This is a genomic window from Prescottella equi (genome assembly GCF_002094305.1).
Lineage (GTDB): Bacteria > Actinomycetota > Actinomycetes > Mycobacteriales > Mycobacteriaceae > Prescottella > Prescottella equi.
Map to the genome: position 1 here is coordinate 588,238 of NZ_LWTX01000003.1, position 25,059 is coordinate 613,296.

Annotated in this window: 29 protein-coding genes; 14 read left to right on the forward strand and 15 right to left on the reverse strand. The window is 68.1% G+C overall.

Annotated features, from left to right (window positions below; translation table 11 throughout):
• The first annotated feature begins 165 nt into the window (after positions 1-165).
• From A6I89_RS12055 to A6I89_RS12080, 6 genes are all read left to right on the forward strand, one after another.
• Positions 166-534: a RidA family protein gene (locus tag A6I89_RS12055; RefSeq protein WP_005516430.1), complete on the forward strand. Its 369-nt coding sequence runs from the start codon at positions 166-168 to the stop codon at positions 532-534.
• Positions 535-597: 63 nt separating this feature from the next.
• On the forward strand, positions 598-2,142 hold the full coding sequence (locus A6I89_RS12060; RefSeq protein WP_044990237.1) for a flavin-containing monooxygenase: 1,545 nt from the start codon (positions 598-600) through the stop codon (positions 2,140-2,142).
• Between the two features lie 84 nt (positions 2,143-2,226).
• Entirely contained in the window at positions 2,227-2,811 is a 585-nt protein-coding gene (locus A6I89_RS12065) for a hypothetical protein (protein ID WP_022593307.1), read from the forward strand.
• A gap of 1 nt (position 2,812) precedes the next feature.
• On the forward strand, positions 2,813-3,448 hold the full coding sequence (locus A6I89_RS12070; RefSeq protein ID WP_022593308.1) for a DUF6308 family protein: 636 nt from the start codon (positions 2,813-2,815) through the stop codon (positions 3,446-3,448).
• A gap of 73 nt (positions 3,449-3,521) precedes the next feature.
• A complete protein-coding gene (locus A6I89_RS12075) occupies positions 3,522-4,124 on the forward strand; it encodes a TIGR03086 family metal-binding protein (protein ID WP_022593309.1) in 603 nt (200 codons plus the stop codon).
• 63 nt (positions 4,125-4,187) lie between these two features.
• Positions 4,188-4,994, forward strand: a complete 807-nt coding sequence (locus A6I89_RS12080; RefSeq protein ID WP_060934537.1) for a hypothetical protein — start codon at positions 4,188-4,190, stop codon at positions 4,992-4,994.
• A gap of 28 nt (positions 4,995-5,022) precedes the next feature.
• On the opposite strand, the gene A6I89_RS12085 is transcribed toward A6I89_RS12080, so the two are convergent.
• Both A6I89_RS12085 and A6I89_RS12090 read right to left on the reverse strand, forming a co-directional pair.
• A complete protein-coding gene (locus tag A6I89_RS12085) occupies positions 5,023-5,394 on the reverse strand; it encodes a hypothetical protein (protein ID WP_022593311.1) in 372 nt (123 codons plus the stop codon).
• Positions 5,395-5,400: 6 nt separating this feature from the next.
• Positions 5,401-5,895 (reverse strand): DUF3558 domain-containing protein, encoded by a 495-nt coding sequence (locus A6I89_RS12090; RefSeq protein ID WP_232244843.1) that lies wholly within the window; start codon positions 5,893-5,895, stop codon positions 5,401-5,403.
• Positions 5,896-6,105: 210 nt separating this feature from the next.
• Here A6I89_RS12090 and A6I89_RS12095 point away from each other — a divergent pair, with 210 nt between their 5' ends.
• Entirely contained in the window at positions 6,106-6,753 is a 648-nt protein-coding gene (locus tag A6I89_RS12095; protein ID WP_013414461.1) for a PadR family transcriptional regulator, read from the forward strand.
• A gap of 24 nt (positions 6,754-6,777) precedes the next feature.
• Here the strand turns inward: A6I89_RS12095 and A6I89_RS12100 are convergent, their stop codons facing one another.
• Genes A6I89_RS12100 through A6I89_RS12110 form a run of 3 tightly spaced genes read right to left on the reverse strand, consistent with a single transcriptional unit; the run spans position 6,778 to position 9,101 of the window.
• A complete protein-coding gene (locus A6I89_RS12100; RefSeq protein ID WP_022593314.1) occupies positions 6,778-7,323 on the reverse strand; it encodes a hypothetical protein in 546 nt (181 codons plus the stop codon).
• A 3-nt stretch (positions 7,324-7,326) separates the two neighbouring features.
• Positions 7,327-7,947 (reverse strand): response regulator, encoded by a 621-nt coding sequence (locus A6I89_RS12105; protein WP_022593315.1) that lies wholly within the window; start codon positions 7,945-7,947, stop codon positions 7,327-7,329.
• A complete protein-coding gene (locus tag A6I89_RS12110) occupies positions 7,944-9,101 on the reverse strand; it encodes a sensor histidine kinase (protein WP_022593316.1) in 1,158 nt (385 codons plus the stop codon). Before A6I89_RS12110 ends, A6I89_RS12105 begins: the two co-directional genes overlap by 4 nt.
• A 141-nt stretch (positions 9,102-9,242) precedes the next feature.
• Here A6I89_RS12110 and A6I89_RS12115 point away from each other — a divergent pair, with 141 nt between their 5' ends.
• Positions 9,243-9,833 carry a GlcG/HbpS family heme-binding protein gene (locus tag A6I89_RS12115; RefSeq protein ID WP_013414465.1) on the forward strand — a complete coding sequence of 197 codons (591 nt, stop codon included), beginning with the start codon at positions 9,243-9,245 and terminating at the stop codon, positions 9,831-9,833.
• Complete coding sequence (locus A6I89_RS12120; protein WP_022593317.1) at positions 9,830-10,471, forward strand: ankyrin repeat domain-containing protein; 642 nt, start codon at positions 9,830-9,832, stop codon at positions 10,469-10,471. Before A6I89_RS12115 ends, A6I89_RS12120 begins: the two co-directional genes overlap by 4 nt.
• 7 nt (positions 10,472-10,478) lie before the next feature.
• Here the strand turns inward: A6I89_RS12120 and A6I89_RS12125 are convergent, their stop codons facing one another.
• The 6 genes from A6I89_RS12125 to A6I89_RS12150 form a co-directional block, all read right to left on the reverse strand.
• Positions 10,479-11,300: a hypothetical protein gene (locus A6I89_RS12125; RefSeq protein ID WP_022593318.1), complete on the reverse strand. Its 822-nt coding sequence runs from the start codon at positions 11,298-11,300 to the stop codon at positions 10,479-10,481.
• Between the two features lie 34 nt (positions 11,301-11,334).
• Positions 11,335-12,753: an amidase gene (locus tag A6I89_RS12130; RefSeq protein WP_005516410.1), complete on the reverse strand. Its 1,419-nt coding sequence runs from the start codon at positions 12,751-12,753 to the stop codon at positions 11,335-11,337.
• A gap of 55 nt (positions 12,754-12,808) precedes the next feature.
• On the reverse strand, positions 12,809-13,579 hold the full coding sequence (locus tag A6I89_RS12135; RefSeq protein WP_005516409.1) for a TetR/AcrR family transcriptional regulator: 771 nt from the start codon (positions 13,577-13,579) through the stop codon (positions 12,809-12,811).
• Between the two features lie 104 nt (positions 13,580-13,683).
• Positions 13,684-14,565, reverse strand: coding sequence for a VOC family protein (locus A6I89_RS12140; RefSeq protein WP_005516408.1), 882 nt, complete (start codon positions 14,563-14,565; stop codon positions 13,684-13,686).
• Between the two features lie 15 nt (positions 14,566-14,580).
• A complete protein-coding gene (locus A6I89_RS12145) occupies positions 14,581-15,744 on the reverse strand; it encodes an acyl-CoA dehydrogenase family protein (RefSeq protein ID WP_022593319.1) in 1,164 nt (387 codons plus the stop codon).
• Positions 15,745-15,779: 35 nt separating this feature from the next.
• Positions 15,780-16,616 (reverse strand): alpha/beta fold hydrolase, encoded by an 837-nt coding sequence (locus A6I89_RS12150; protein WP_022593320.1) that lies wholly within the window; start codon positions 16,614-16,616, stop codon positions 15,780-15,782.
• 252 nt (positions 16,617-16,868) lie between these two features.
• Between A6I89_RS12150 and A6I89_RS12155 the strand changes: the two genes are divergently transcribed.
• Positions 16,869-17,507 (forward strand): superoxide dismutase, encoded by a 639-nt coding sequence (locus A6I89_RS12155; protein ID WP_022593321.1) that lies wholly within the window; start codon positions 16,869-16,871, stop codon positions 17,505-17,507.
• Positions 17,500-18,468, forward strand: coding sequence for a class 1b ribonucleoside-diphosphate reductase subunit beta (gene nrdF / locus A6I89_RS12160; RefSeq protein WP_022593322.1), 969 nt, complete (start codon positions 17,500-17,502; stop codon positions 18,466-18,468). The genes A6I89_RS12155 and nrdF overlap by 8 nt, the downstream gene beginning before the upstream one ends.
• Before the next feature lie 4 nt (positions 18,469-18,472).
• Here nrdF and A6I89_RS12165 read toward each other — a convergent pair whose 3' ends face one another.
• The 4 genes from A6I89_RS12165 to A6I89_RS12180 all read right to left on the reverse strand — a co-directional run bounded on the left by A6I89_RS12165 (position 18,473) and on the right by A6I89_RS12180 (position 21,496).
• Positions 18,473-18,958, reverse strand: coding sequence for a heme-binding beta-barrel domain-containing protein (locus A6I89_RS12165; RefSeq protein WP_013414473.1), 486 nt, complete (start codon positions 18,956-18,958; stop codon positions 18,473-18,475).
• A gap of 9 nt (positions 18,959-18,967) precedes the next feature.
• Positions 18,968-19,675, reverse strand: a complete 708-nt coding sequence (locus A6I89_RS12170; protein ID WP_005516399.1) for a TMEM165/GDT1 family protein — start codon at positions 19,673-19,675, stop codon at positions 18,968-18,970.
• 270 nt (positions 19,676-19,945) lie between these two features.
• Positions 19,946-20,473, reverse strand: a complete 528-nt coding sequence (locus tag A6I89_RS12175) for a hypothetical protein (protein ID WP_041674502.1) — start codon at positions 20,471-20,473, stop codon at positions 19,946-19,948.
• Positions 20,474-20,635: 162 nt separating this feature from the next.
• Entirely contained in the window at positions 20,636-21,496 is an 861-nt protein-coding gene (locus tag A6I89_RS12180; RefSeq protein ID WP_022593323.1) for an SMP-30/gluconolactonase/LRE family protein, read from the reverse strand.
• A 125-nt stretch (positions 21,497-21,621) separates the two neighbouring features.
• Here A6I89_RS12180 and A6I89_RS12185 point away from each other — a divergent pair, with 125 nt between their 5' ends.
• From A6I89_RS12185 to A6I89_RS12195, 3 genes are read left to right on the forward strand one after another with little or no spacing between them, the layout of a single operon-like run.
• On the forward strand, positions 21,622-22,482 hold the full coding sequence (locus A6I89_RS12185; protein WP_013414476.1) for a polyphosphate polymerase domain-containing protein: 861 nt from the start codon (positions 21,622-21,624) through the stop codon (positions 22,480-22,482).
• Entirely contained in the window at positions 22,482-23,159 is a 678-nt protein-coding gene (locus A6I89_RS12190; protein ID WP_005516395.1) for a DUF4956 domain-containing protein, read from the forward strand. The genes A6I89_RS12185 and A6I89_RS12190 overlap by 1 nt, the downstream gene beginning before the upstream one ends.
• Positions 23,159-24,817: a CotH kinase family protein gene (locus tag A6I89_RS12195; protein WP_060934538.1), complete on the forward strand. Its 1,659-nt coding sequence runs from the start codon at positions 23,159-23,161 to the stop codon at positions 24,815-24,817. Before A6I89_RS12190 ends, A6I89_RS12195 begins: the two co-directional genes overlap by 1 nt.
• Positions 24,818-25,059: the final 242 nt, after the last annotated feature.

Here is a 25,059-nt window from a genome sequence, read left to right on the forward strand (position 1 = left end):
TTTCCCCTTCGCGTCGGGTCGACCCCTCACGGTCGGCCGTGTGACCTGCACCATAACGCGCGGTCGGGGCTGTCGCTGGGGTGTGCGTGCTGTTCGTCGGCACGTGTCCCGGGGCGGGCTATGGTCGGCCTGATCCGTTGCTGTCGACCTCAGAGGAGGCACTCGATGTCGTTGACCGAGGTGTCCGCCGACCACCCCTACAGCCCGGCGTTCGTCGCCGCCGGCCTCGTCTTCGTCTCGGGCGCCCTGTCCGTCGACGAGAACTGCGTTCCGGTGCCGGGCCGTACGGAGGCGCTCGACGCCGCTGTCGACCGGATGGTCGACCGCCTCGCGACGGTCGGCGGCGAACTGAGGGACGTCGTGAAGCTCACCTACTTCGTCACCGACCTGTCGCTGCGCGAGGAGGCGAACCGCCAATTCGAGCGGATCTTCGACGCTCCCCGTCCCGCCCGCACCTTCGTCGAGGTGAGCGGGCTGCCCTACGGCGCGACGGTGGAGATCGACGCGGTCGCGACGGCCCGCACCGGCGGCTGAGTCCGGGCGGCCGGTGCGTCGGCGTCGACCGATCGGGCCGAAAGCCTGGCCACACCCGCGCAGATGAGTGACACTGGAAGTGACACATACCTGGGGAAGGGTGCAGCGGTGGACCGGAATACGCAGTACGACGCCGTGATCGTCGGTGCCGGCTTCGGCGGGATGGGTGCGGCGATCGCCCTGGGCCGGCTCGGGCTGACCAACCTGGCGATCCTCGAACGCGAAGACGACCTCGGCGGCACGTGGCACGTCAACCGCTACCCGGGTCTGGCCGTCGACATCGCGTCGGTCACCTACTCGTACTCGTTCGAACCGAATCCGCACTGGTCGCGGTTGTTCGCGCCGGGCGCCGAGCTCAAGCGGTACGCCGAGCACGTCGCCGACAAGTACGACCTGCGCCGCCACATGCGCTTCGGGACCGTCGTCACCGGTGCGCGCTGGGACGAGGACGCCCGGCACTGGGTGGTGTCGATCGACGGGGGCGGGCAGGTCACCGGGCGCTACCTGCTCACCGCGACCGGGTTCCTGTCGCAGCCGCAGCTACCGGCCATCGACGGCATCGACACGTTCGCCGGGCGGGTGCTGCACACCACCGCGTGGGAGGACGGCATCGACCTGGCCGGGTCGCGGTCCGCGATCATCGGTACCGGCGCCACCGCCGTCCAGTTGATCCCCGAGGTCGCCCGCAAGGCGCGGGAGCTCACCGTCTACCAGCGCACCCCCATCTGGGTGGTGCCGAAGCTCGACATGCCGATTCCCGCTGTGGTGCAACGACTCTTCTCGCGGGTACCGGTGACGCAGCGCGTGGCCCGGGCGGTCAGCGACGCCATTCTCGAGGGCATCATGGTGAGCGCGGTGCTGCACTACCGGCAGGCGAAGATCCTCAACAAGGGCGCCGCGGCGGCGTCGAAACTGTTCCTGCGCGCGCAGGTGCCCAACGCCGATCTACGACGAAAACTGACGCCGCACTACGACTTCGGCTGCAAACGGCCCACCTTCTCGAACCACTACTACCGCACGTTCACGAAGAAGAACGTGAAGTTGGAGACCACCTCGATCGCGCGCATCGAACCGGACGCCGTCGTCACCACCGACGGCCGGCGCACCGACATCGACACGCTGATCCTGGCGACCGGCTTCAACCTGTGGGATGTGAACTTCCCGGCCATCGAGGTGATCGGCCGGGACGGCCGTAACCTCGGGAAGTGGTGGCGGGACAACCGCTTCCAGGCATACGAGGGGGTCGCGGTGCCGAAGTTCCCGAACTTCCTCACCCTGGCGAGCCCGTACTCCTACAGCGGGCTGTCGTACTTCACCACCATCGAGTCGCAGATGGCGCACATGACCCGGCTGTTCACCGAGATGCGGCGACAAGGCGCCGACGTCTTCGAGGTGACCGAGGACGCCAACACCCGGTTCCTGGACCGGATGACCGCGAACCTCGACGACTCGGTGTTCTACGGCGGCAGCTGCAGTTCGGCGCGCTCGTACTACTTCAACCAGCACGGCGAGGCGGCCCTGCTGCGTCCGACGTCGACGGCCAACGCCTTCGCGGAGGCGCGGAGTTTCCCGCTGGACGACTACCGGATGGAGTCGGCGAGCGTGTGAGGGCCGGGGCACCACCTCTCGCGCGGAGTCGAGCGCCCTCGGCCCAGTATCCTCGAAGGTCGCCCCACAACTCGAGGATCATCCATGCCTGACATCCACCCTGCCGCGACCGACGCCAACTTCGAGCTGCTGCAGACCGACCCGTTCTTCGATGTGGTGGTCGATCTGATCGCCGGCTACCTGGCGTCGGCGTTCGACGATCCGGCGTCGGGTGAGGTGGACGAGTGGACTCTGAGCTGCCTGCCGACGACGAACAAGACCGCCGAACGCGAACGTCTGTTCACCCTCAACGTCGGGCCGATGGAAGTGCTGTACGTGGAGCGCTACACCGAGAACGGTGAGACCGTCGACTTCCGCACCGTGCTGTACACGTCGCTGTCGGCGCTGCAGCGCAGCACCGGCTACAGCCTCGACGGGCTCGCGCTGGCCAATCCGCTGCTGCGCTTCAAGAAGACCGACAATGCCGCTGCGGACGGCGACGGCGTACTCATCGACTGGTTCCTGTCCGACGAGGGTGCCGACGAACAGTTCTTCGAACTGCCCCTCGACGAGACGACGATCCGTCCGCTGGCGCAGGCGCTGGTAGGCAAGGGGCGCGGACCGTACGCGCAGTACCACAATCGTTCGTTCGCGCAGCATGTGCTGAACGTGATGAACGAGGATGACTGACATGACGATTCGGCTCCCGAAGGTGCTCGTGGCCGACGACGACGGCGCCGCCGTCGAAGTCCTGCGGAGGTACTTCACCGAGCCGCTCGTCAAGACCGGGTATCTGCGCAGCGGTGCCCGCTGGGACACCTGGGACTCGACCGGGACCCGCGGGCGAGACGCCGACACTTTCACGGCGGACGATCTTGTGGCGGTCACGATGCTGTCGGTCGACGTGTCTCCGGATGGCGCGCAGATCCTGTTGCGGGAGCGTGTCGACGAGTTCGGCGAGTTGCTGGTCGCGGTGGGGCCGGACCGTGACCTTGCCGACGAAGCTGACGAGCTGACCCCCGAGTCGCCGGTGTGCCGGCTCGAGGCGGCGCTGTGGACGGTGCCGAGCATCGGCCGCACCGTGGCGTCGAAGCTGATCGCGCGGAAACGACCGCGGCTCTTCCCGATCTACGATCGCGTGATCGGCGAGGTACTCGACACGAAGCAGGCGCACCTCGAGTCCGTGCGGACGGCGTTGCGTGCAGACGACGGCGCACTGCAGCGCCGCCTCGTCTCACTGCGCGAACGGGCTGGATTGGACGAGGCGGTTCCGGCGCTACGGATCCTCACGGTGCTCGCGTGGATGCAGCTCAAGTCCCCGCAGTGATCCGGCGACGATGAGTTTCGCGCCCCCGCCCGGTCGATACCAGTGAGACGACATTCGACGGACGGAGGCACTCATGACGACCGAATACGACCTGGGGCCGGCGTCGATGCAGGTGGCGCGGGTGGCCGCCGGGGTTCGTGACGAGCACCTGGGACTCCCGACGCCCTGCACCGATTGGTCGGTGGCCGACCTGCTGCGGCATCTCCTCGAGCTGACGACCGCGTTCGCGGCCACTGCGCGCAAGACTCCGTTCCCCGGGGACGGGTCGGCGCGGCCGACGGAACTGCCGGTGGACTGGCGGGAGCAGCTCGAACGACAACTCGAGGCACTGCCTGCCGCGTGGCGTGAGCCCGGAGCCTGGGAAGGCGAAGCGGCGGCGGGCGGCGTGACGATGCCCGCCGCCGTCATGGGCACCGTGGCGATCGACGAGCTCGTCCTGCACGGCTGGGACCTCGCACGCGCCACCGGTCAGCCCTTCGAATCCGATCCGGCCAGCGTCGAGGCGAGCCTGAGCTTCGCGGCCTCGATGTCGGTGCCGGGGGAGGAGGCGGGCCGCGAGGGGCTCTACGGGCCGGTGGTTCCGGTCCCGGACGACGCCTCCGATCTGGACCGGCTCCTCGGATGCGCCGGACGCGATCCGCGATGGGCGGCGTCCGGGCAGATGGTGGGCGACTAGCCGGCGCGACCTTCGGGGATCATGGTTCGGCATGCGGTAGCGCCGAGCCCTGATGGAGGAACAGTGTCCGATACCCGGCAGCCCCACGGCGACGTCGCGGGGGCGGTCGTCAGTGCCCTGCCCGACGCGGGACACCGGGGTGTGAACCGGCTGAGCGTCGCAGTCGTGACCGAGGCACAGTCCTTCGATGCGCTGCTCGCAGCGTTCCGGGAAATCGAGGCGGCCCATCGAAACGACGGCCGGTGCTTCCTGACGCTGGACGACCCGAACCAGTGTCTCTACACGAGCGGCCACGCACGCGGTAAGCACGATCTGGACGGGGACGTGGAGTACCCGGACGACGAGACCGACGAGGCCGTTCTCGCCTACGACACCGCGGTGTTCGAGTCTGCGCGGGCGGTGCTCGCGGACCCGGATCGTGCGGTGCGATGGGAGGACGTGTGCGGTTCGCTCGTCACCGCGCCGAGCGACATCGAGGCACTGATCGCGCTCAATCGCGATCCCGGTCTGGTGGTAGATGACGTGCACGTGGTGCAGTGCCTGCCGACCGAGGACGACATCGACCTGCTCGCCGACCTCCCGAACGGCTACTTCGCCGGGGACTGGACGCCATTCGAGAGTTGCGCGGTGGCGCGCCGGATGCGGGAGCGGCACGGGTACGAGCTCGTCGGGATCGGCGCGTCCACACTGGGGTTCCTGAGTGTCGTCGATCCCGAGCAGCGTGACGTAGACGCGCTCATCGCGGATCTGCGGGAGCTGTACGTGCAGCGCGACGCCGACGCCTGGAACGAGCTAGGCGCCGTATTGCGGGGCTCGTTGGTGCTGCTGCTCGGTTACACGGAGAACTTCGCGGACCTCACCGAGTTCTAGACCGCGCCGGCGAGCGGCTGCGGGTCAGTCAGCCTCCGCTTTCCGTGAACCGCTGCGCGTTCGACTCCTCGGCGGTCGCGTAGTTCGCGGCGATCTTCTCGAACACCGACTGCATCTCCTCGACGACGGTGATGTGGTCTGCGAGCGCCTGATCGAGCGGATACTCACCGCCCGACGCCTTCTGTTCGAACTTGCGGGCCAAGGCTGTGCCGGAGGGGAGGTGGCCGAGGCCGTCGATACGGCCGAGGCTCGCTGCGCCGCGTCTGATTCGGTCGAGTTCTGCGCCGAGTTCGGCGCAGCGTTGCGCACACTTCTGTGCCACGCCGGGCTCGAGGTAGAGCTCACCTTCCTCTGCTCGTGCGCCGAGTTCACTCCACAGATTGCCGTTGATCGAGACCACCGCCTGTCAGTCGGGAATTGATGGAGCGAGGATCTGGGCGTTCCGAATCGCGAGTGGACAGGGACCCTCGGAGGGCGTCCTGCCGACGAAGTAGCCCGACTTGATCATCACTGTGTCGGTTCCAGCCACGAAGACGACATCGCAGTACTCGTTGCGGGTGTCCGCCACCTCGCGAAAGGTGAACGCCTCGCGACCCCCAAGCTCGATTGGTGCGAAGCTCGTGAAGCGATCGTTCGCTCGCACCTCGCTGAGCGCTTGCGCGGTGGCGAACACGGTGATTGCTGTTCCGTCTCCGCCCCAGTCGCAGAGCTTCCAGCCGGGTTGTTTGACGCCGAGGATGTCCCGCGACTCAGTAGCCGGATCAACCCCCGCCTCCCGCAGCACATCCTCCGGAATGCTGCACGGATCGAATGCCGGCTCGCCGGCCTCGGGCTTGGTGGTCTCGGCCTGCCCCTCCACGCTGGTCGAGCCGCAACCGGCCAGTCCTACGACACCGGCCACTACGAGAACAGCCATACCCCACCGACTCACTGACCTCACGTTTCCCCCCTCAACCGCCCAGACGACTCGCTCATTGGATCAGACGCAGCGAGACCGCACCCGGTTCCATCGCATGATCCGCCGGGAAGGTCGGTGACCCACGCCACCCTTTTCAAAGATACGATCACGATATATCGTGAGTGTGTCGGAAAACGATGAAAGGAAGAACCGATGAGGAACATCAATCACCGGCGAGGGCCGGAACAGATGCACGGACACCCCGCGTGGGGTGAGGAGATGGGCCGTCAGCGCCGCCATCACCGCCCCTTCGACGGCGAGGACCCCCGCATGCGCGGTGGTCGGGGCCGGGGGCGCGGACACGGCGGACCCCGCGGACGCGGTGGCATGGGTCGAGCAGGTCGCGGCGACGTCCGCGCAGCCGTCCTGCTCCTGCTGAAGGAGGACTCGATGTACGGCTACCAGCTGATGCAGACCATCACCGATCGCACCAACGGTGCCTGGCGCCCGAGCGCCGGCGCGATCTACCCGAAGCTCCAGCAGTTGGAGGACGAGGGCCTGGTGCAGACGACCGCCGAGGGCGGACGCAAGCTCGTCACCCTCACCGACGCCGGACGTGAGTTCGTCGAGCAGAACGCCGAATCCTGGGGCGACCCGTTCGCCTTCGCGGGATCGGGGCCCGATCTGCGCGGACCGCTCCACGACCTGCACGGCGCCGCCCGTCAGGTCCAGATGTCCGGGACCGCCGAGCAACTCGCCGCGGCGGAGAAGGTGCTCACCGACGCCCGTCGGGCGCTGTACCTGATCCTGGCCGGAGACGAGCAGGACGCGGGCTCAGGCGACACCACCACGGAGTCGTGAACACCGGCGTGACCGGCAGTCCGGTCACGGCAGGCGCTGCGCGTCGAGCGGTTCGAGGTCGAACTCGTTCTCGCCGAACAACTCCACCGACTCGGCGCGCAGCACCGTCACCGCCGCATCCAGTGAACGTCCGAGCAACCGCAGCGAGTTCATCCCCTGCGAGCAGTACACCGGTAACTCGCCGTGCTCGTCGCGAGCGGCGGTGTCCCACACCAGTACGTCCCCGTTCTCGCTGATCGCGAAGACGCGCAGCGAGTCGATCAGCGACCAGTCGCCGTCCGGTTCGATCATCCAGTCGAAATCCTCGGTGCGACCGTCGCGATAGATCTCCTGCAGCCTCTCGGTGAGGATGCGGCTGCGGGCCTGCCAGCCGTCCGCGTAGCCGTCGAGCACGGGCGGATACACCAGCCACAGCCCGAACAGTCTTCCCCAGCCGAGATTTCGCACGAAGTCGCGATACGACGCCGGGAGCCCGCCGCCGTCGGCGAACGTGAAAGTCTCCAGTAGCGCGAGATCGAGATGTGAGACCGTGGGCGTGCCGTGCACGCGAATCGCGGAGAACGAGGACATCGGTCAGCGAATCCCGTCCCGGCGCAAAGCGATCGAGACCGCAGCGGCCCGCGAATCGACGCCGAGCTTGGCGTAGATGTGTGCCAGATGGGTCTTCACGGTGGCCTCACTGATGAAGAGTCGTTTGCCGAGTTCCTTGTTCGTCAGCCCCTCGGCCAGCAGGCTCAACAACTCCGCCTCCCGTGCCGTCAACGCCTGATCGGGGCGTCGCATCCGATCCAGCACACGCGACGCCACCGGCGGCGACAACACGCTGCGGCCGGCCACCGCGTCCCGGATCGCGCCGAAGATGTCCGGCGGCGCAGAGTCCTTGAGCAGATATCCGATCGCGCCGGCATCGAGCGCGCGCACCACGTCGGCGTCGGTGTCGTACGTGGTGAACACCAGCACCGGCTGATCGGGTCGGGCCGCGCGGATTCGCCGGATCGCCTCCACGCCATCGATTCCCATACCGAGCGCCAGATCCATCATCACCACGTCGGGGGACCGGTCCGCGGACATCGCAACGGCGTCCTCGCCGGTGTCGGCCTCGCCGATCACGGTGATGTCCGGCTGCGAATCCAGCAGTGCCCGCAGCCCGGCGCGCACCACGAGGTGGTCGTCGACCAGCAGCACCGAGATCACGACGCGTCCCCGACCGGGATCTGCGCCGCGACGACGGTGCCCTCACCGGGCGCGCTCTCCACCGAGAACGTGCCACCGAGTGCCTCGACGCGCTGCCGCATCGCCGGTAGGCCGAACCCGCTCGTCTCACCCACCACGAAACCGCTGCCGTCGTCGAACACGTCGAGGGCGACGGCGTCGGGCAGGTACGTCAGGGTCACCCCCACAGTGTGCGCGTCGGCGTGCCGTCGGATGTTCGACGCTGCGCTCTGCACGATCCGCAGCAGCGCGTGCTCGACGTCCGGCGGCAGGCCCACCGGCTCACCGATCACCCGCAACTGCGCCGACGGCACGTATCCGCGGACCGCGGCGAGCAGCGCGGCGTCGAGTGTCTGCGTCGTGAGGTCGGGGGAGCTGAGGTAGTGGACGAGGTTGCGGGTCTCGGCGAGATTCTCGCGCAGTGAGCGGGTGGCCACCCGCACCTCGTCGCGGGCCCGTGGCCCGGACCGCTCCCACACCTCGTCGGCCGCCTCGAGGTGCAGCAGCGCACTGGTGAGTCCCTGCGTGACGGTGTCGTGGATCTCCCGCGCCAGACGCTCACGCTCGGACAGCACGCCGGCCTCCCGCTCGGTTTCCGCGAGCCGTGACTTGGCGTCGACGAGTTCGCCGAGGAGGCGTTCACGCTCGGCGCTGTCCCGCTCCACCTGCCCGTAGGCGAGCACGATCAGCGCGCCGGTGCACAGGGGCGCCAGCAGCACCGCCCACTCGGTGCGGCCGCTGAACGACGCGAACTCGATGCCCGCGAACACCGCGAGTGCCGCGACGATGAGGTAGGCCGCCCAGCGCGGGAACGCACGTGTGCACAGGAAGAAGATCGGGAACGCCGTCCACGCGAAGCTCGGCGCCAACCACACCAGCGCCACCCACGACGTCAGCACCGGCCACACCCACGGTTGCCACGCACCGCCGCGCCGGGACAGCACCACGATCACCGCGTACAGCCCGGCCAGCACGACGATCAGACCGGCGACCACGAGCCACCGCCCGCTCACCCCGTGATACGTCAGGTAGCGGGCCGTCGACGCCGCGAGCAGCACGTAGAACGAGAGGTGGATCGCGACACCGAGCGGTCCGCGGAAGGCGGCGTTGTCCGCGTTTTCCCGGTTGCCCTGCATCGGGCCGATCCTACGGACGCCGCAGCGACCCGGGATCGGCCATTCGGATGATCCGACCGTGGCCGCGCGGCCGATGTCGCGAACCCGGTGCCGGCGTGAGGGTGGAAGCACTCGTTTCCCCCTCGTTTCGAAAGGCTCCCGATGAACATCTCCCGCCGGCTGCCCCGCGCCCTCGCGATCACCGTCCCCGCCGTCGCCCTGCTCGCCGCGACCGCGTGCGGTTCCGGCGAGAACACGACCGCCACGTCGACCGCCACCGAGGTCACCCCGGTGGCCGTGTCGTCGCAGGAGCCCGGCGACGCCGACAAGGGAACCGTGGCGGCCAACCGGCTGTCGGTAGCGACCGCGGGCCGCGCCGCGCAGGCCGCGCTCGCCAAGTGCCAGGCCGACGGTCTCGGCTTCGTCACCGTCTCGGTGGTCGACCGGTTCGGGAACGTGCAGGCGATGCTGCGCGGTGACAATGCTGCCGAGCACACCGTCGAGGCGGCGCGCGCGAAGGGCTACACCGCCGCCGCGTTCGGCGCGAACACCAGCGATCTCGCCGGACGCGTGAAGGGCGACGGCCCGACGATCGCCGACCTGCCCGGCACGCTGTTCCTCCCCGGCGGTGTGAGCGTCAAGGTCGGCAACGCGTCGATCGCCGGCATCGGCGTGGGCGGGGCGCCCGACGGCAACGCCGATCAGGCCTGCGCGGCAGCGGGTCTCGCCGAGATCGCCGGCAGCCTCCAGTGAGAGCGGCCGTCCTGGTGGCCGCCGTCGCGCTGACGGCGGGCGCCTGTGGCAACGCCGATGTCGCCCTGACCCCCACCCCGACACCCTCCGCCGTCACCTCGGCAACCGTGGAAGCCGCGGACGCCGTGCCGCCCTCCACCCCGGACCTCGAACGCCGCCTCGTCGCGGCCACCAAGGCGAACGAGGTCGCGGAAGCGATCGCGCTGATCGAGGCCGGGGCCGACGTGAACGCGAAGGACGCCATCGAGGACTCGGCGTTCCTGTACGCCGGTGCGGAAGGTCTGAACGACATTCTCGTCGCGACGCTCGAACACGGCGCGGACGTGCACTCCACCAACCGGTTCGGCGGTACTGCGCTCATTCCCGCGGCCGAGCACGGCCATGTCGAGACGGTTCGCATCCTCATCGCGGCCGGCGTGCCGGTGAACCACGTCAACGACCCGGGGTGGACGGCGCTGCTCGAGGCCGTCTTCTACGGCGACGGCTCGGCGCGCTACGTCGACGTCGTCGGGCAACTGCTGGACGCCGGGGCCGACCCGTCGATCCGGGACGCGCGCGGGCGGACGGCGCTGCAGCACGCGCAGGCCCGCGGCCAGCACGACATCGTCGCGCTCTTGACCGCGGCCGAGGCGAACTGACGGGTCGTCAGACTTCGTGGTGGGCGAGGAGATCGGCGATCCGGGCGAACGGTTCGCGGGGGCCGACGGTCACCACCGCGAGGGCCGCGGCGGCTGCGGCGAGATGCTCCGGCAGTGTGGCGGGCTCGACGAGGATCAGCGTCCGTAGCGCCGCAAAGGCGAGGGCGTCGGCGGTGAGCGGGCTCTGCCCGTCGACGACGAGCACCCGGGCCGGTCCCGACGCCTGTGCACCGGGGCGGGCTGTGTTCGCCAGTGTGGTCTCGAGGTCGTCGGACAGCGTCACGTACGACACCGCGGAGCGGTAGTCGGACAGGGTGAGTCCCTCGTCGGCGAGCGCCCGGTGCAGCCGCAGCATCGGCATCGCGATGACGACGGTCGACCCGCCCGCCGGGACCACGGTGAGCGGTTCGGGCAGGTCTTCACCGCCGAGCACACCGTCGCCGAGTTCCTCCGCCGCGGTGGCCCAGAACGTGCCGTCGGCGGCCAGATCGGCGGACACCGTGCGGACGGAATCGAGGAACGTCCGCTCGATGCGACGCAGCGCGCGGTCGCCGGCTCCTCGGGTGTCCCGTAATGCTGTCGCGTACGCCGCCGCGAGCGCCCCGAGGACGCGCAGCGACGGTGCGAGCATCTGCCCGGCTCCGGTCTGCAGATCCACCCAGTCGACGCGACCGGCCCGCCGGTCGACGCGCAACTCCGTCAGGTCGCCGTCGCGGGCGATCACCGCCGCGCCGTCACCCGCGAACGGAGGATTCGACCACCGCCCCGGGTAGGGGAGCGCCCGCACCTCGTCGGTCAGGTGCGCCGTGATGTCGGCGTCGTCGATCATCCGTGACTGCCTTCCGTACCGGACGATTCCGCGTTCAGGCCGGGTCCTGGATGCGGGCCCACGGCTTGGCCGCCTCGAGCTCGTAGGCGAGTTCGAGTAGCGTGCGCTCGTCTCCGTGGTTCGCGGAGAAGTGTGACGCCAGTGGCAGGCCGGCCGAGGTCTGGTGCAGGGGCAGGGAGATGGCGGGTCCGCCCGTCGCGTTGTTGAGTGGCGTGAAGGCCGCGTAGTTCACCAGGCGCTCGAGAAGCGTGTCGAAATCCTGTGCGGGCGAGAGGTAACCGATCTTCGGGGTCGTGTGACTCAGGACCGGCGACAGCACGACGTCGTAGTTCCGGAACATTCTCGAGTAGGCGTTCGCGCTGCGTCGAAGCCGATAGAGCATGCGGGGTGTCTGCGCCAGGTGTTTGCGGTACAACGCGTCGAGGCCGCGGCTGAGGTTGTCGGTACCGGTCCGCTCGAACGACGGTCCGAACATGCGCTTTCCGCCGGTGAGGACGGCGAACGACAGGAATCCCCAGTAGAGACGGAAGTCGTTCATGAACGTGGCGTCGACCGGCAGCGACGCCTCCTCCACGTGGTGGCCGAGCGAATCGAGCAGATCCGCGGTGGCCTGCACCGACTTCCGCGTCTCGTCGTCGGTGGGTACACCCGTCACGGAGTCGACGATCACTCCGATCCGCAGGCGCGCGGATCCGGGGCCCTCGACGAGCCGGATCGGTGGCTGCTTCGGGTTGCGGTAGTAGCGTTCGGCTGCCGCATAGAACCGCGCGGAGTCGCGCACCGACCGAGTGACCACGCCCTGGGAGATGATGCGGATCGGCATCGTCTTGTCGGTCGCGTCGGCCACCGTGCGTCCGCGTGTCGGTTTGAGCCCGACGAGCCCGCATGCCGCAGCCGGGATCCGGATGGAGCCGCCGCCGTCGTTGGCGTGCGCGAAGGGCAGCGCACCGGACGCCACCAGCGCCGCGGATCCTCCCGACGACGCGCCCGACGAGTAGTCGGGGTCCCAGGGATTACGCACCGGATCGGCGTCCTCGTATTCGGTGGACGCGCTGAATCCGAACTCCGGGAGCCGGCTCTTGCCGATCGACACGGCGCCGGTGGACAGGAACTGGTCGACGAAGTCGCTGTTGCGGCGTGCCGGAGAGGGGGTGAACGCCGCGCTGCCGTGCCCGGTCGGGGCACCCGCGACGTCCACGTTGTCCTTCACGATCGTGGGGACGCCGGCGAAGACGCCAGGGCGGGGGGTGTCGGCATGCCGCAGCGCGCGCTCGAAGTCGGCGAACTGGATGCCGTTCAGGGACCCCTGCACCAGTTCGGCCCGCTCGATCGCGGCTTCGACCACTTCACGCGCCGACACCTCACCCGACGCGATCCGTGCTGCGACACCGGTCGCGTCGAGATCGCCGAGGGCGTCGTCACGGAACGCGTGCACACGCGAACTGTCCGTCATGCCCGGAGTGTAGGACGACACGACGCCCGCGGGGAACAGTCGCGTCGCGAAAGGGTCAGGGTGCGTCGGAGCGATCGGCGATGGCCGCGCGGATCGCGCGCATCTCGGTGCGCAGCGAGTCCAGTTCGGACCGGATGTCCTGGACGTCGTCCCCCGCCTTCTCGGGCGGCGTCGGATCCGAGGCGACGGACCGCTCGGGAACTCGCTTCCGCTTGGGCGGGGGCGGCGGGGCCGCCGCCCCCGACGGCGGCGGGACGAAGCCGTTGAGGAACACCGTCGTGAGCGTCTCGGTGAGCGTGTCGATGTCCTGGCCGAGCGTCTTGCGGTGCCAGCGCACCGACATGAACACGCACTCGCGCATCATTCGCTGGAACTCGAAGATGTCTATACCCGAATTGAATTCGCCGTCCCGGACGCCGTCCTCGACCACGCTGTACCACGCATCGTGCGACGCCTGGACCGCGTCGGCGATCTCCGGGTAGCCGGGCAGGGACCCGAGGTTCGCGAAGTCGTTCTGGTAGATCTCCGTCGCGTACGGGTGCATGTCGGCGATCTCGAGCGAGGCGCGGACGATGCCGACGAGACGGGCCCGCGCGCTCTCCGGTCGGGCGACGACCGCGCGGTACCGCTCCACGAGGTCCGTCAGAAAGCTGACCAGGATCTCCGAGACGATCGCGTCCTTGGACTTGAAGTAGTGGTACAGCGTGCCCGAGTTCAGGCCCACGGCCTCACCGATCTCCCGGATCGTCGTGGCCGCGATGCCGCGGTCGGAGAACAACCGCGCCGATTCTGTCAGGATGACTTCGCGTCGACCCGCTGACGCCACACGTACTCCTCATTGTCCAGGTATTCGGTTCGACCGAGTATCACCGAAGGCTAGCAGCGGCGAACTGGACGATTGATCGACGAAGCGCTTGCTCGGTGGCTGCCTCAGAGCGGGAGCCCCTTCGCACCGGCCGGTGCGGGCGTGTACTTGTGCCCCCACACCGCTCCCTCGGTGATCCGATAGGTCGGTGCCGGGCCCTCGATCCGCTCGCCACCCCAGCCGATCTCGGTGGCATGACCGTCGGGGGAGTAGACGTAGAACGACAGCATGCGGTCGTTGGTGTGCTTGCCCAGCGACTGCATCATGGGGATGCCGAGCCCGTCGACGCGGTCGAGTGCCTTGCCGACGTCGTCGATGTCCGCCGTCTCCACCATGAGGTGCAGCAGGGCCGGCCCCTGGGCCGGATTGAGTCCGAGCGTGTGCTGACGCGCGTTGCAGCCCAGGAAGTAACTGGTTCCCCCGGGGAGCTCGAGCGAGTTGCGCTCGGCGAATCCCAGTACGTCCACGTAGAACTCGTACGCCTTCTCGGTGTCCACCACGTTCAGGATGACGTGGCCCATGCCCTGATCGCCGGTGACGAAGCCGGACACGTGCGGGAGTTCGACCGGACGATGACTGAGCACCGGTCCGTAGAACAACTCCACCCGGTTGCCCGAGGGGTCGTCGAACCCTGCGAACCCCGAGACCTGCCGCAGCGCGCACTCCTCCGCGGTGCCGGCCCGGGTCTCGATCCCGGCCGCCTCGACGCGGGCCACCAGTTCCCGCAGATCGCCACGGTCGAGGACTTCGAATCCGACCGCCTCCAGACCGGGCGTCGCGGACTCGGTGACCACCAGCCGTGGCGGGTAGTCGTCCATGCGGTAGTGCTGCGAGCCCGGCAGCGGGCCGTCCACGGGCATCATGCCCAGAAAGTCGGCCGCAAAGGGCTTCCATCGCGCCGCCGATTCGACGTTCAGGCGCAGGTATCCCAGCGAGAGAACAGGCATTGCGTACTCCTCGGATCAGTAGAGGGTGCCGGGGTTTCCGGTGAGCAGGTATTCGCCGTACTCGTGATCGGACCGGTCGGGCAGATTGACGGCGTGGTGCTGACCCGCGTGGACGTCGCGCCACACCGCCTGCAGCGCGCTCGCCGTGGAGATCGAGCGGGGGCCACCGACCTGGTAGGCCTTGTCGGCGGCCGAGACAGCAAGCCGGACAGCGGCGATGTGGTCCCGTCTGGTGTGCTGACGGACCTCCATCGGCACCTGGTCGCCGCGTTCGACGGCGGCGTAGGCGTCGGCGAGGTTCGCCTGCAGGATCCGGTACGCGGTGTCGACCTCGAAGTCGGCCTCTGCGAGGCGGGTGAGGGAGGCCGGGTGGGGGAGCTTCGACGCGTCGACGGCCAAGCGGGACTGGTGGATTCCCACGGCCTCGTCGAGCACCCGACGCGACATACCCACCAAAGGCATCACGACGGCGTTGACGAACAGCGTGTACCACGGGATCCGGAACAGGCCCGCGGTGTTCACCTCGTTGCCGGGGTAGCGCTGGGCGTACAGGTCCGCGACGTCGAGTACACGATGGTCGGGCACGAAGGCCCCGTCGACCACGATGTCGTTGCTGCCGGTGCCCGCGAGCCCGGACGTGAACCAGACGTCGTCGATCGTGTAGTCGGCACAGGGGAGCAGCAGGTGCACCTGCTGTCCGGTGCGGCGCCCGTCCGCGTCGGTGACCATCGCACCGACGAACACCCAGTCACAGTGATTGCTGCCCGACGAGAAACCCCAGCGCCCGGTCAGTTCGTAACCGCCGGGCACGATCCGGGCGGTGCCGGCTGGGCTGTACGACGAACTGATCCACGTGTCGGGGTTCTCGCCCCACACGTCGTGCTGCGCCCGATCCGGGTACAGACCCAGGTGCCACGAGTGGACGCCTACGACGCCGGTCACCCAGCCCGCCGAACTCGACAGCCGGGCGATCTCGTACATCGCGGCGTTGAACACGCCGGGGTCGGCCTCGAAACCGCCGTAGCGCCTGGGCTGCAGGAGCCGCATGACACCCGCGTCGCGGAGGATCTTGGCGGAGTCGTCGGCGAGCTTGCGCTGCTCGACGCACTCGGATTCCAGGTCGCGCATCCGGTCGCCGGCGGCGCGGACCGAATCGATGGCTTCGTGCTGAAACTGCATGGTGAAGGGCACCTTTCGTCAGCGTGGAGCGGGGACTAGCGGGTCAGGAATTCCGTGACGAGGGACTCGAAGTCGTGCTTGCGCTCGACCTGTGCCCAGTGCCCGCACTCGCCGAGGATGTGCAGGTCCGCCTTGGGCATCCGGCGCAACGCGAACAGGGCCCCGTCCGGTGGCAGCATGCGGTCGTCGCGGCCCCAGGTGACGAGCGTCTTGTGCGGGATCTCGTCGGTGCGCGCCCACAGCGGCGCCTTGCCGGGCAGCCCGAGCGACGCCATCACCGCGCGCATGCGCTCGATCGCCCGCGGTGCGGTGGCGTTGGCCCAGCGCTCGTGGAGAAGCTGAGGGGTGATGGTGGCCGGGTCGTAGACCATCGAGTCGACCCACGCCTCGAGGGCTTCGCGAGTGGGATCCACCAGGAAGGCGTTGAGGCGCCGCGCCCCCTCGCTCATCATCGGACCGAGCAGCGGCGCGTACAGGCCGCCGGGGCCCATCAGAGCCATCCGGTCCACCCGGTCCGGGGCCAGTGCGGCGGTCTCGAGTGCAACCCAGCCGCCCATCGAATTGCCCAGCAGGTGCGCCTTCTCGATGCCGAGATCGTCGAGCAGTGTGACGATGGTTTCGGCGGCGACCTCGGGGTACGGCCGGTCGTACTCCATGTCGGGGCTCGCGCCGAACCCCGGCATGTCGACGACGATGGTGCGGAAGTCGCGCGCGAAGACCGGCAGGTTCTTCGAGAAGTTCGACCAGCCGGACACGCCCGGTCCGGAACCGTGCAGCAGCACGAGCGGGTGCCCCTCGCCCGCCTCGTGGAAGTGCAGCTTGTCGGTCGCGGAAGGGCCGCGGGTGGTGTCGGCGTAGTCGAGCGTGTCCATTCTGGTCCCATCCTCCGTGCGGTTCGTTGGCGAATAGCAAGAAGCCCTGAGCGCGAACCGATCTCGGTAACAGTTCGAATTCCGATACTGGATCGTGAGCCTACGGTCACTCCCGAGTTCAATCAAGCGATTGAGTGATTCTGGTGACCGCATGTTCCACCAGGCAGGAAGTTCGCTGAATAGAACTGAAATGTTCGTCTGACCGAACTCGAGCTAGTCTGACGGCAATCCATCGACGAAAGGTGACCAGAGATGCCCGATTACGTTCTTCCCGACCTGGCCTACGACTACGGGGCGCTCGCACCCGTGATCTCCGGCGAGGTGATGGAGTTGCATCACGGCGCACACCACGCTGCATACGTGAGGGGCGCGAACACCGCAGTGGAACAACTCCAGGAGGCTCGCGCGTGTGGCGACCACTCTGCGCTCGCGGGACTCGAGCGTGCCCTCGCCTTCAACCTGTCCGGCCACGCGCTGCACTCGATCTTCTGGCGCAATCTTTCGCCGACGGGTGGCGACCGGCCCGACGGCGAACTGGCGGCCGCGATCGACGAGTTCTTCGGGAGCTTCGAGGGCTTTCGTGCAGAGATGTCTGCGGCGACGGCCACGGTGCAGGGATCGGGCTGGGGCGTGCTGGCCTGGGATCCGGTGGGCGTCCGACTCGTGGTGCACCAGTTGCACGACCACCATACGAACTTCGCGATCACCAGCACACCGCTGCTCGTCTTCGACGCGTGGGAGCACGCCTTCTACCTGCAGTACCGGAACGTGAAGGCCGATTACATCGATCGGCTGTGGTCGCTCGTCGACTGGTCGGATGTGGGACGCAGGTTCGAGGCGGCGCGCGCCGGACGCGCGTTCGACCTACGGGAGGCGATCGGCGGTGAGTGACCGCCTGGTCGATCGGGTTCACGCGATCAACTGGAACCGGGTGCCGGACCCCAAGGACGCCGAGGTGTGGGACCGACTCACCGGCAATTTCTGGCTGCCCGAGAAGATTCCGCTGTCCAACGACCTCGCCTCGTGGGCGACGCTGACCGACACCGAGCGAGAGATGACCATCCGGGTGTTCACCGGGTTGACGTTGCTCGACACCGCGCAGGCCACCGTCGGAGCCGTCGCGATGATCGCCGATGCCGTCACCCCACACGAGGAGGCCGTCCTGACGAACATGGCCTTCATGGAGTCGGTGCACGCCAAGAGCTACAGTTCGATCTTCTCGACGCTGTGCTCCACTCGGCAAATCGATGCGGCGTTCGAGTGGTCGGAGCGCAACCCGCACCTGCAGCGCAAGGCGCAGATCGTCGTCGACTACTACCGCGGCGACGACGCCCTCGCCCGCAAGGCGGCGTCGGTGATGCTCGAATCGTTCCTGTTCTACAGCGGCTTCTACCTGCCGATGTACTGGGCAAGCCACGGCAAACTCACCAACACCGCCGACCTGATCCGGTTGATCATCCGCGACGAGGCGGTACACGGGTACTACATCGGATACAAGTGCCGCAAAGCGCTCGAACGGCTCGACGCGAGCGCGCGCGACGCGCATCGGCGCTACACCTACGACTTGTTGGAGACGCTCTATGCCAACGAGGTCGCGTACGCCGCCGATCTGTACGACGAGGTGGGGTGGACGGCAGAGGTGGTGTCCTACATGCGGTTCAACGCGAACAAGGCGCTCGCCAATCTCGGATACGAGCCCATGTTCCCAGTGTCCGAGTGCCAGGTGAACCCGGCGATCCTGTCGGCCCTCGATCCCGGGGCCGGAGAGAACCACGACTTCTTCTCCGGCTCCGGCAGCGCATACGTCATCGGGAAGCAGAAACCCACCGAGGACGTGGACTGGAACTTCTGAATCCTCAGTCCGCCCGGCGCAGTTCCGCGCGCAGGTGATGAGTCATCGGCACCGCGTCGAACGCCATCCACATGTCGTACGCGAGCACCGTCCCGCCCTCGAGAAGCTCGAAGCGGCGCCGGATCTCGTGGACCGGCTTGGCGTCCGGGGAGGCGTCGAGCGCGTGCGAGACGAAGTCGAGAACCCCGTCGGACAGGGTGGCACGGTGGATCTCCACGAAACCGGTGGGCTGCGCCACCAGGAGTTCGACGCCATCGCCGGCCCGCCGCAGGTAGCCGGTCTCGGTGTGCATCGGCATGCCGCCGCCGGGCTTGCGGGTGCGGGACCGGTAGAACAGGAACGGCTTGCCGCTCGGCGCGAGTTCGATCTCCTCGTCGTACGCGAAGTCGTCGATCGTGGGGTAGTGACCGGAACCGCCCCCCACCCAGCGTCCGGCGAACGCGGTGAGATCACCGAGGGGCGCGAGCAGTTCGGGCTGCGTCTGATCCATGCCGTCAGTCTAGGAAGTGCGCGACCGGTCGGGCTGATCGGCGGACTCTTCGAGTGCGGGACGACCCTTGGTCAGGCGTCGAACGCCGGCGCCCACAGCGGCGACCGCCACCACCGCACCGGCGGTGATCGGGCCGGCCGGGCTCTCGGGGAAGAGTCCCTCGAGGACGAGCCACGCGCCGAAGGCGAAGAACAGGACCGCCGCGCCGATCCGGACGACCGCCTCGGGCAGGTGCTTGCCGAGAACCGCGCCGACGACGATCGCGAGGGCGTCAGCCGCCACCATGCCGACTGTGGAGCCGATCCAGACGCCCACCCAGTCGTTGTCGGCTGCGAGCGTGACGGTGGCCAGCATCGTCTTGTCGCCGAGTTCGGCGAGGAAGAACGCCGACGCGACCGCCAGGAAGGCCGAGCCGGTGACCTTGCCGGCCTTGCTCTCCTCGTCGTCGGAGAGGCTGTCGCCGCGCAGGGTCCACAGACCGAAGATCACGAACGCGATGCCGCCGACGATCGAGATCGCCGTGGTGGGCAGTGCCGCCCCGAGGAAGTGGCCGACGCCGACCGAGACCAGGTGCACGACGGTGGTGGCGACGGTGATGCCCGCGATCACCACCCACCAGCGGTAACGCAGGGCGAATGTCATTGCCATGAGCTGGGACTTGTCGCCCAGTTCCGCTACGAAGATGACGCCGAAACTCAGCAGCATCGCGGCCAGCATGTGGAACCTCCTCCGGACTTCTCGTTCTCGGAGGATGTCGGGAAACCTTCCTCCGGCCCCGAACGCGGCGCGCTCGCGGGCCGAAGGTCTCGCCCACCGGTACGGAGACCGGTCCGCTGAGCCGGGCGGGCACTTGGTCGTGCCGGCCAGTATGTCGACCCAGCGATTGGGGGCTACTCCCCTTCGCTGACGCAACGATAACCGTGGATTGGTGAAAGTGCAAAGGCTGCAATAAGTTTGGAATACCGAACTTTTCTCTTTCGGTGCCGGTCACGCCGCGAGCAGCATTGCCAGAACTGCGGTGTCGGGATCGCTGATCGGGTCGATTCCCACGCGCGAAATCATCGATGTGACAGTGCCGTCCGCCTCCGCCTCGACCCATGCGGCGCGATGCTCGAGCCCGAGATGCGGCAGTCCCGGCAGCAACAGGCAACCCGACGCGGCGCCCGTGCACTCCGGCAGCGACGGGACCGTCTCGGCCGGCGGATGCAACATCATCAGGGCCGGGGGCTGGTGTTCAACGAAGCGACCCGGCGACACCGCGGAGTCGCCGAGGACGGGACCCTCCGCGATGATCAAACCGACCGTTCCCGGTGCCGGATCGTCCGGGACCTCTTCCCGGGCTCCGAACACGGTGGACGTGGGCAACAGTCCCGGCAGCGACGCGATCCGCACCGCGAGTGCCAGCAACTGCGCCCACTCCCGCGTGGTGTCCGGCCAACGTCCGGAGATGACGAAGCCGCGCAGGTCTCCCGAGGCGTGGAACGGCGCGATTCCGACGAAGTCGTTCTCGTTCATCTCGGCCTCGATTCTTCCCGCGCGGTACCCGTCGACGACGGGAGCGCCGGGCGAACCCGATGTCGGGCCCGCCCGGCGCGCGTCGTTCACACCTCGTTGGGTACTACGAGCATGCGCCGCGGTAGTGCTGGCACACAAGGGGTCTCGAGTGCCAGCCCGGCGTCAGAGGCCCGCGCCGGGCACCGCGACCCGCATGCGCCGGATCGCGCCGCCGCCGAGCCGCAGGGCCTCCTCGGGGACCCAGGTGTCTGCGGTGCAGACGAACAGATCGCGGCCGTCGGCGCCGCCGAGCGCCACCGCGTACGGGTGCGGCACGGAGACACGATCGAGAATCGCGCCGTCCGCGCCGACGCGGATGACCTCTTCGCTGAACGGCGACGCCACCCAGACGGCCCCCTCGGCATCGAGCGCGATCCCGTCGGGCATGACCCGGGGATCGTCGAACTCGACGAGTGCGCGGCGGTTCACCAGGCTGCCGTCGGCCTCGATCGTGAACGCGGACAGGCGTGCCGGTGTCGCGCGGGTCTCGGCAACGATGAGTGTCGAGCCGTCCGGGGTGATCGCCATGCCGTTCGCGAACATCATCTCCGTCGCCACGATGTGCGCGGTACCGTCGGCCTCGACCATCGCCAGGTCGGCCGGGAACGGCGGTTCCGGGGGTGCGCTGGCATCGCCGTAGTTACCGATGTACGTCCGGCCGTGCCGGTCCACCGTCATGTCGTTGAGGTGCCAGGTGGCGATGCCGCTCAGGTTCGCGTGCGGCCTGAGCGTGCCGTCGGAACCGAGACGATAGATCCTGCGTTCCTCCACCGACGCGACCAGGAGATCGCCGTCGGGCAGAAATCCCAGGCCTGCGGGCTGACCCGGCACCTCGACGACATGCTCGACGTCCCCGGTGGCGGGATCCAGCCGCAGGACCACGCCGCGGTAGATGTCGGAGAACCACAAGTGGCCGTCCCGCCACCGGGGGCATTCGGGGAACGCCAGACCTGTGGCGAGGGTGTCGAGTGTGAGGTCCGTCATAGTCGCCAGACTACGTACTGAACGCTTGCTCGGCGAGACGGAGCAACCTCCCAGGTTCACCGCAGGTTCACTCGAGGTTCACCCGATGAACTGGTGCCGCCCCCGAGAGAAAGGCTGCACCGACCATGTCATCACCCGGTTCGCGCGGACTCGCCGCGCCCTCCGGCTACCTGCAGACCGCCAGCTCACTGCACGCGTTCAACCGCTACGAGATCAAGTATCTGGCGGAGGAACGCGACGTGCCGCGGTTGCGGGAGGCGCTCGCCGCCCATATGGCGGCCGACGAGTTCAGCCCCGTGGGCGGGTATCCCGTCACGAGCCTCTACTACGACACCCGGAACCTGCGGTTCTACTGGGAGAAGATCGAGGGGCTCCGTTTCCGGCGCAAGCTGCGTGTCCGGCTCTACGGCCGGCCGTCCGAGGCGACCGACGCGACGCCGGTGTACGTCGAGATCAAACAGCGGGTCAACCGCGTGACGCAGAAGCGCAGAATCCAACTGCCGTACGCGCAGGCACGACAACTGTGCGACGAGCGTCGGTCGATCGAGCACGACGACCGGCAGCGGGCCTTCGTCGGCGAGGTGTCGACTCTCCTCGGCAATCTCGACCTGGTGCCGACGGTCACCACCGGATACCTGCGCGAAGCCTTCGTCGGCACCGAGGCGGACCTGGGCCTGCGCGTGACGATCGACCACCGGGTGCACGGCCGCGACCGGGACTTCCACTTCGCGTCGACGTCCGAGAACCGCTTCATCATTCCGCCGCACCTGTGCATCGTCGAGATAAAGGCCAACGAGCGTGTGCCGTACTGGGTCACCGACCTCACGGCACGACTGGACATGTCGGTGGTGCGCGTCTCCAAGTACTGCCAGAGCGTGGAGGCCTTCGGCCTGGCGCCACGGTCGCGCCTGCACGGACTCCCCGAAAACCTCACCACCGCACCGGCCGACGTGTTCGACACTCGGTTCGCCCCGACAGGAGCATGATGAACTTCGACCTCCAAGACCTCAGCGGGACGTTCTCCACGTTCGACATCATCGTGTCGTTGTCGTTGGCGTTCGTGCTCTCCGCGATCATCGGCTGGGTCTACCGGCTGACCCACAAGAACGTCTCCTACAGTCAGTCCTACGTGCAGACCCTCGTGCTCGTGGGCATGGTCATCAGCCTCATCATGCTGGTGGTCGGTTCCAACATCGCGCGAGCCTTCGCGCTCGTCGGTGCGCTCTCCGTGGTGCGATTCCGCAACGCCATCAAGGAAACTCGTGACGTCGGGTTCATCTTCCTGGTGATGGCGATCGGCATGACCACGGGTACACGGTTCTACGTCCTCGCGATCGCCGCGACCGTCGCGATCTGCCTCGTGCTGGTGCTGATGAGCCGGTTCAACTGGTTCAAGCTCGACGTCCAGCGGCAGGTCGTCAAGGTGCAGGTGCCGCCGGAGCCCGGCTACACCGCGGTGGTCGAGGACATCCTGGTCCAGTTCACCAAGGAGTTCGAGCTCGTCAGTACCGAATCCGTTCGCGCCGGCGCGCTCACCGAGCTGTACTACACCGCGCAGCTGAAGCCCGGGAAGAAGCCGGCCGAGTTGATCGCCGCGCTCAGCGAGGTCAACACCGGTCAACGCGTGACGGTCCTGACCGGGTACGACCAGACCGATATCTGATGACGACCGAGAACGGTTCCGGGGGCCCGCCGCGGCGACTGCGGCACCGCATTCCGGTGTCGCTTCGGCAGCACTGGCCGCTCGTCGCCGTGTTCTGTGCGTTCGTCCTCGTCGCCGCAACGGTATTCGGGTCGACGCGCGTGCGTCCCTACATCACCGGCAACGCGAGCGTCATCGCATCGGACATCACCGAGAACATCGCAGGAACCGTCGACTTCTTCGATGCCGAGCAGGACCACACGGTGAATCTCGATTTCTCGCAATCGGATTACGACCGGATGATCGCGGCCTACCAGGACGAGGGCGAGAAGGAGTGGATCACCGCCGACGTCACCGTCGACGGCACGCTGATCACCGACGTCGGGGTGCGGCTGAAGGGCAACTCCACGCTGATGGGGCTGCGCGGCGGGACGGAGGGACCCGGTGGCATGCAGATGCCGGAACTGCCCGAGGGGATGGAGCTTCCGGAAGGAATGGAACTTCCGGACGGAATGGGACTTCCCGAGGGGATGGAGATCCCGGAGGGGTTCGCCCCACCGGGCGGTGGCGGCCCGGGCGGCATGGTGTCGTTGTCCGCGGACGACCCGACCTCGCTGCCGTTGCTGATCCGGTTCGACAAGTTCGTCGAGGGCCGGGCGTACCAGGGGATGACCGAACTGTCGGTGCGTCCCGGATCGCCGGTGCTGAACGAGGCCACCGCGCTGTCGCTCACGGCGGAGTCCGGGCAGGCGACGCAACGCTACAGCTACGCGACCTACTCGGTGAACGGCGGTGCGACGCAGACGCGTCTGCTGCTCGAGCATCCCGACGACGGCTACGCCAACTCACTGTTCGACGACCCCGGCGTGCTCTACAAGGCCGACGCCAACTCGTCGTTCACGTATCAGGGCGACGACCAGACGACGTACGCCGACCAGTTCACGCAGGTGAACGGTCAAGGCTCCCAGGACCTGCAACCGATCATCAGCTTCCTGAAGTGGATGGACGGCGCGAGTGACGACGAGTTCGCCGCACACCTGTCCGATCACGTCGACGTCGAGTCGTTCGCCCGCTACGTCGCGACGCAGAACCTCCTGGTCAACAGCGACGACATGGCTGGGCCGGGACGCAACTACTACCTCTGGTACGACCTCGGAACGAAGAAGCTCACGGTGGTCTCGTGGGATCTCAACCTCGCGCTGTCGTCGAACTCCACTGCCGGACCCCATGATTCGATCGGCATGGGAGGCATGGGGGGACCCCCCGGTGCCGCGACCACCGATGTTCCGACCGCAGACACCGCCGGTGAGCCGCAGCAGCGCGGACCGAGGATGGCCGGACAGCGGCAGGAGCAGGGCGCACCTGTCCAGCAGGGCGGTCCGGGTCGGCAGGGGGCGCCGGCGATGGGCGGCGGGGGGATGCGTAGCGGAAATGCCTTGAAGGAGCGGTTCCTCGCGTCCGGCGCGTTCACCGGCATCTACGAGAACGCCTACCGGGAGTTGTACGAGCAGCTGTTCGCGAGCGGCCGGGCGATCGAGATCCTCGACGAGATCGCCGACTCCGTCCCCACCAGCGACTCGCTCACCGCCGACGCCCTGGCCGAGCAGGTCGAGACGCTGCGCACGCGCCTGCAGGCCCGCACCGACGCCCTCGCCGACCACGAGGTCATCGTCGGATGACCCCCTCAGCTCCCGCGTTTTGCGCACTTGTCGCGCTCCCGGACCCCGAAAACGCGCGATAAGTGCGCGAAACGCGGAGGGGGGCGAGGCGCGGGGAGGGGAGGGGTGGGGCGGGAATGCGCGACGGCGCCGCACCCCTGAGAGGGGAGCGGCGCCGTCGGATGTTCCGGAGCGCTGACGCGCGTCGGATCAGGCGGGGACGATGAGTCCGGTGGTCTGGGTGCGTGCCTTGGTGAAGCGGT

Coding starts and splice junctions, on each gene's coding strand:
- A6I89_RS12125 (WP_022593318.1), bottom strand. CDS start 11,300: ATGATCGACGACGCCGACATCACGGCGCACCTGACCGACGAGGTGCGG.
- A6I89_RS12185 (WP_013414476.1), top strand. CDS start 21,622: ATGTCATCACCCGGTTCGCGCGGACTCGCCGCGCCCTCCGGCTACCTG.
- A6I89_RS12075 (WP_022593309.1), top strand. CDS start 3,522: ATGACGACCGAATACGACCTGGGGCCGGCGTCGATGCAGGTGGCGCGG.
- A6I89_RS12095 (WP_013414461.1), top strand. CDS start 6,106: ATGAGGAACATCAATCACCGGCGAGGGCCGGAACAGATGCACGGACAC.
- A6I89_RS12170 (WP_005516399.1), bottom strand. CDS start 19,675: ATGCTGGCCGCGATGCTGCTGAGTTTCGGCGTCATCTTCGTAGCGGAA.
- A6I89_RS12110 (WP_022593316.1), bottom strand. CDS start 9,101: ATGCAGGGCAACCGGGAAAACGCGGACAACGCCGCCTTCCGCGGACCG.
- A6I89_RS12180 (WP_022593323.1), bottom strand. CDS start 21,496: ATGACGGACCTCACACTCGACACCCTCGCCACAGGTCTGGCGTTCCCC.
- A6I89_RS12165 (WP_013414473.1), bottom strand. CDS start 18,958: ATGGATCAGACGCAGCCCGAACTGCTCGCGCCCCTCGGTGATCTCACC.
- A6I89_RS12175 (WP_041674502.1), bottom strand. CDS start 20,473: ATGAACGAGAACGACTTCGTCGGAATCGCGCCGTTCCACGCCTCGGGA.
- A6I89_RS12190 (WP_005516395.1), top strand. CDS start 22,482: ATGAACTTCGACCTCCAAGACCTCAGCGGGACGTTCTCCACGTTCGAC.
- A6I89_RS12130 (WP_005516410.1), bottom strand. CDS start 12,753: ATGACGGACAGTTCGCGTGTGCACGCGTTCCGTGACGACGCCCTCGGC.
- A6I89_RS12145 (WP_022593319.1), bottom strand. CDS start 15,744: ATGCAGTTTCAGCACGAAGCCATCGATTCGGTCCGCGCCGCCGGCGAC.
- A6I89_RS12055 (WP_005516430.1), top strand. CDS start 166: ATGTCGTTGACCGAGGTGTCCGCCGACCACCCCTACAGCCCGGCGTTC.
- A6I89_RS12195 (WP_060934538.1), top strand. CDS start 23,159: ATGACGACCGAGAACGGTTCCGGGGGCCCGCCGCGGCGACTGCGGCAC.
- A6I89_RS12150 (WP_022593320.1), bottom strand. CDS start 16,616: ATGGACACGCTCGACTACGCCGACACCACCCGCGGCCCTTCCGCGACC.
- A6I89_RS12115 (WP_013414465.1), top strand. CDS start 9,243: ATGAACATCTCCCGCCGGCTGCCCCGCGCCCTCGCGATCACCGTCCCC.
- A6I89_RS12100 (WP_022593314.1), bottom strand. CDS start 7,323: ATGTCCTCGTTCTCCGCGATTCGCGTGCACGGCACGCCCACGGTCTCA.
- A6I89_RS12060 (WP_044990237.1), top strand. CDS start 598: ATGAGTGACACTGGAAGTGACACATACCTGGGGAAGGGTGCAGCGGTG.
- A6I89_RS12070 (WP_022593308.1), top strand. CDS start 2,813: ATGACGATTCGGCTCCCGAAGGTGCTCGTGGCCGACGACGACGGCGCC.
- A6I89_RS12065 (WP_022593307.1), top strand. CDS start 2,227: ATGCCTGACATCCACCCTGCCGCGACCGACGCCAACTTCGAGCTGCTG.
- A6I89_RS12155 (WP_022593321.1), top strand. CDS start 16,869: ATGCCCGATTACGTTCTTCCCGACCTGGCCTACGACTACGGGGCGCTC.
- A6I89_RS12140 (WP_005516408.1), bottom strand. CDS start 14,565: ATGCCTGTTCTCTCGCTGGGATACCTGCGCCTGAACGTCGAATCGGCG.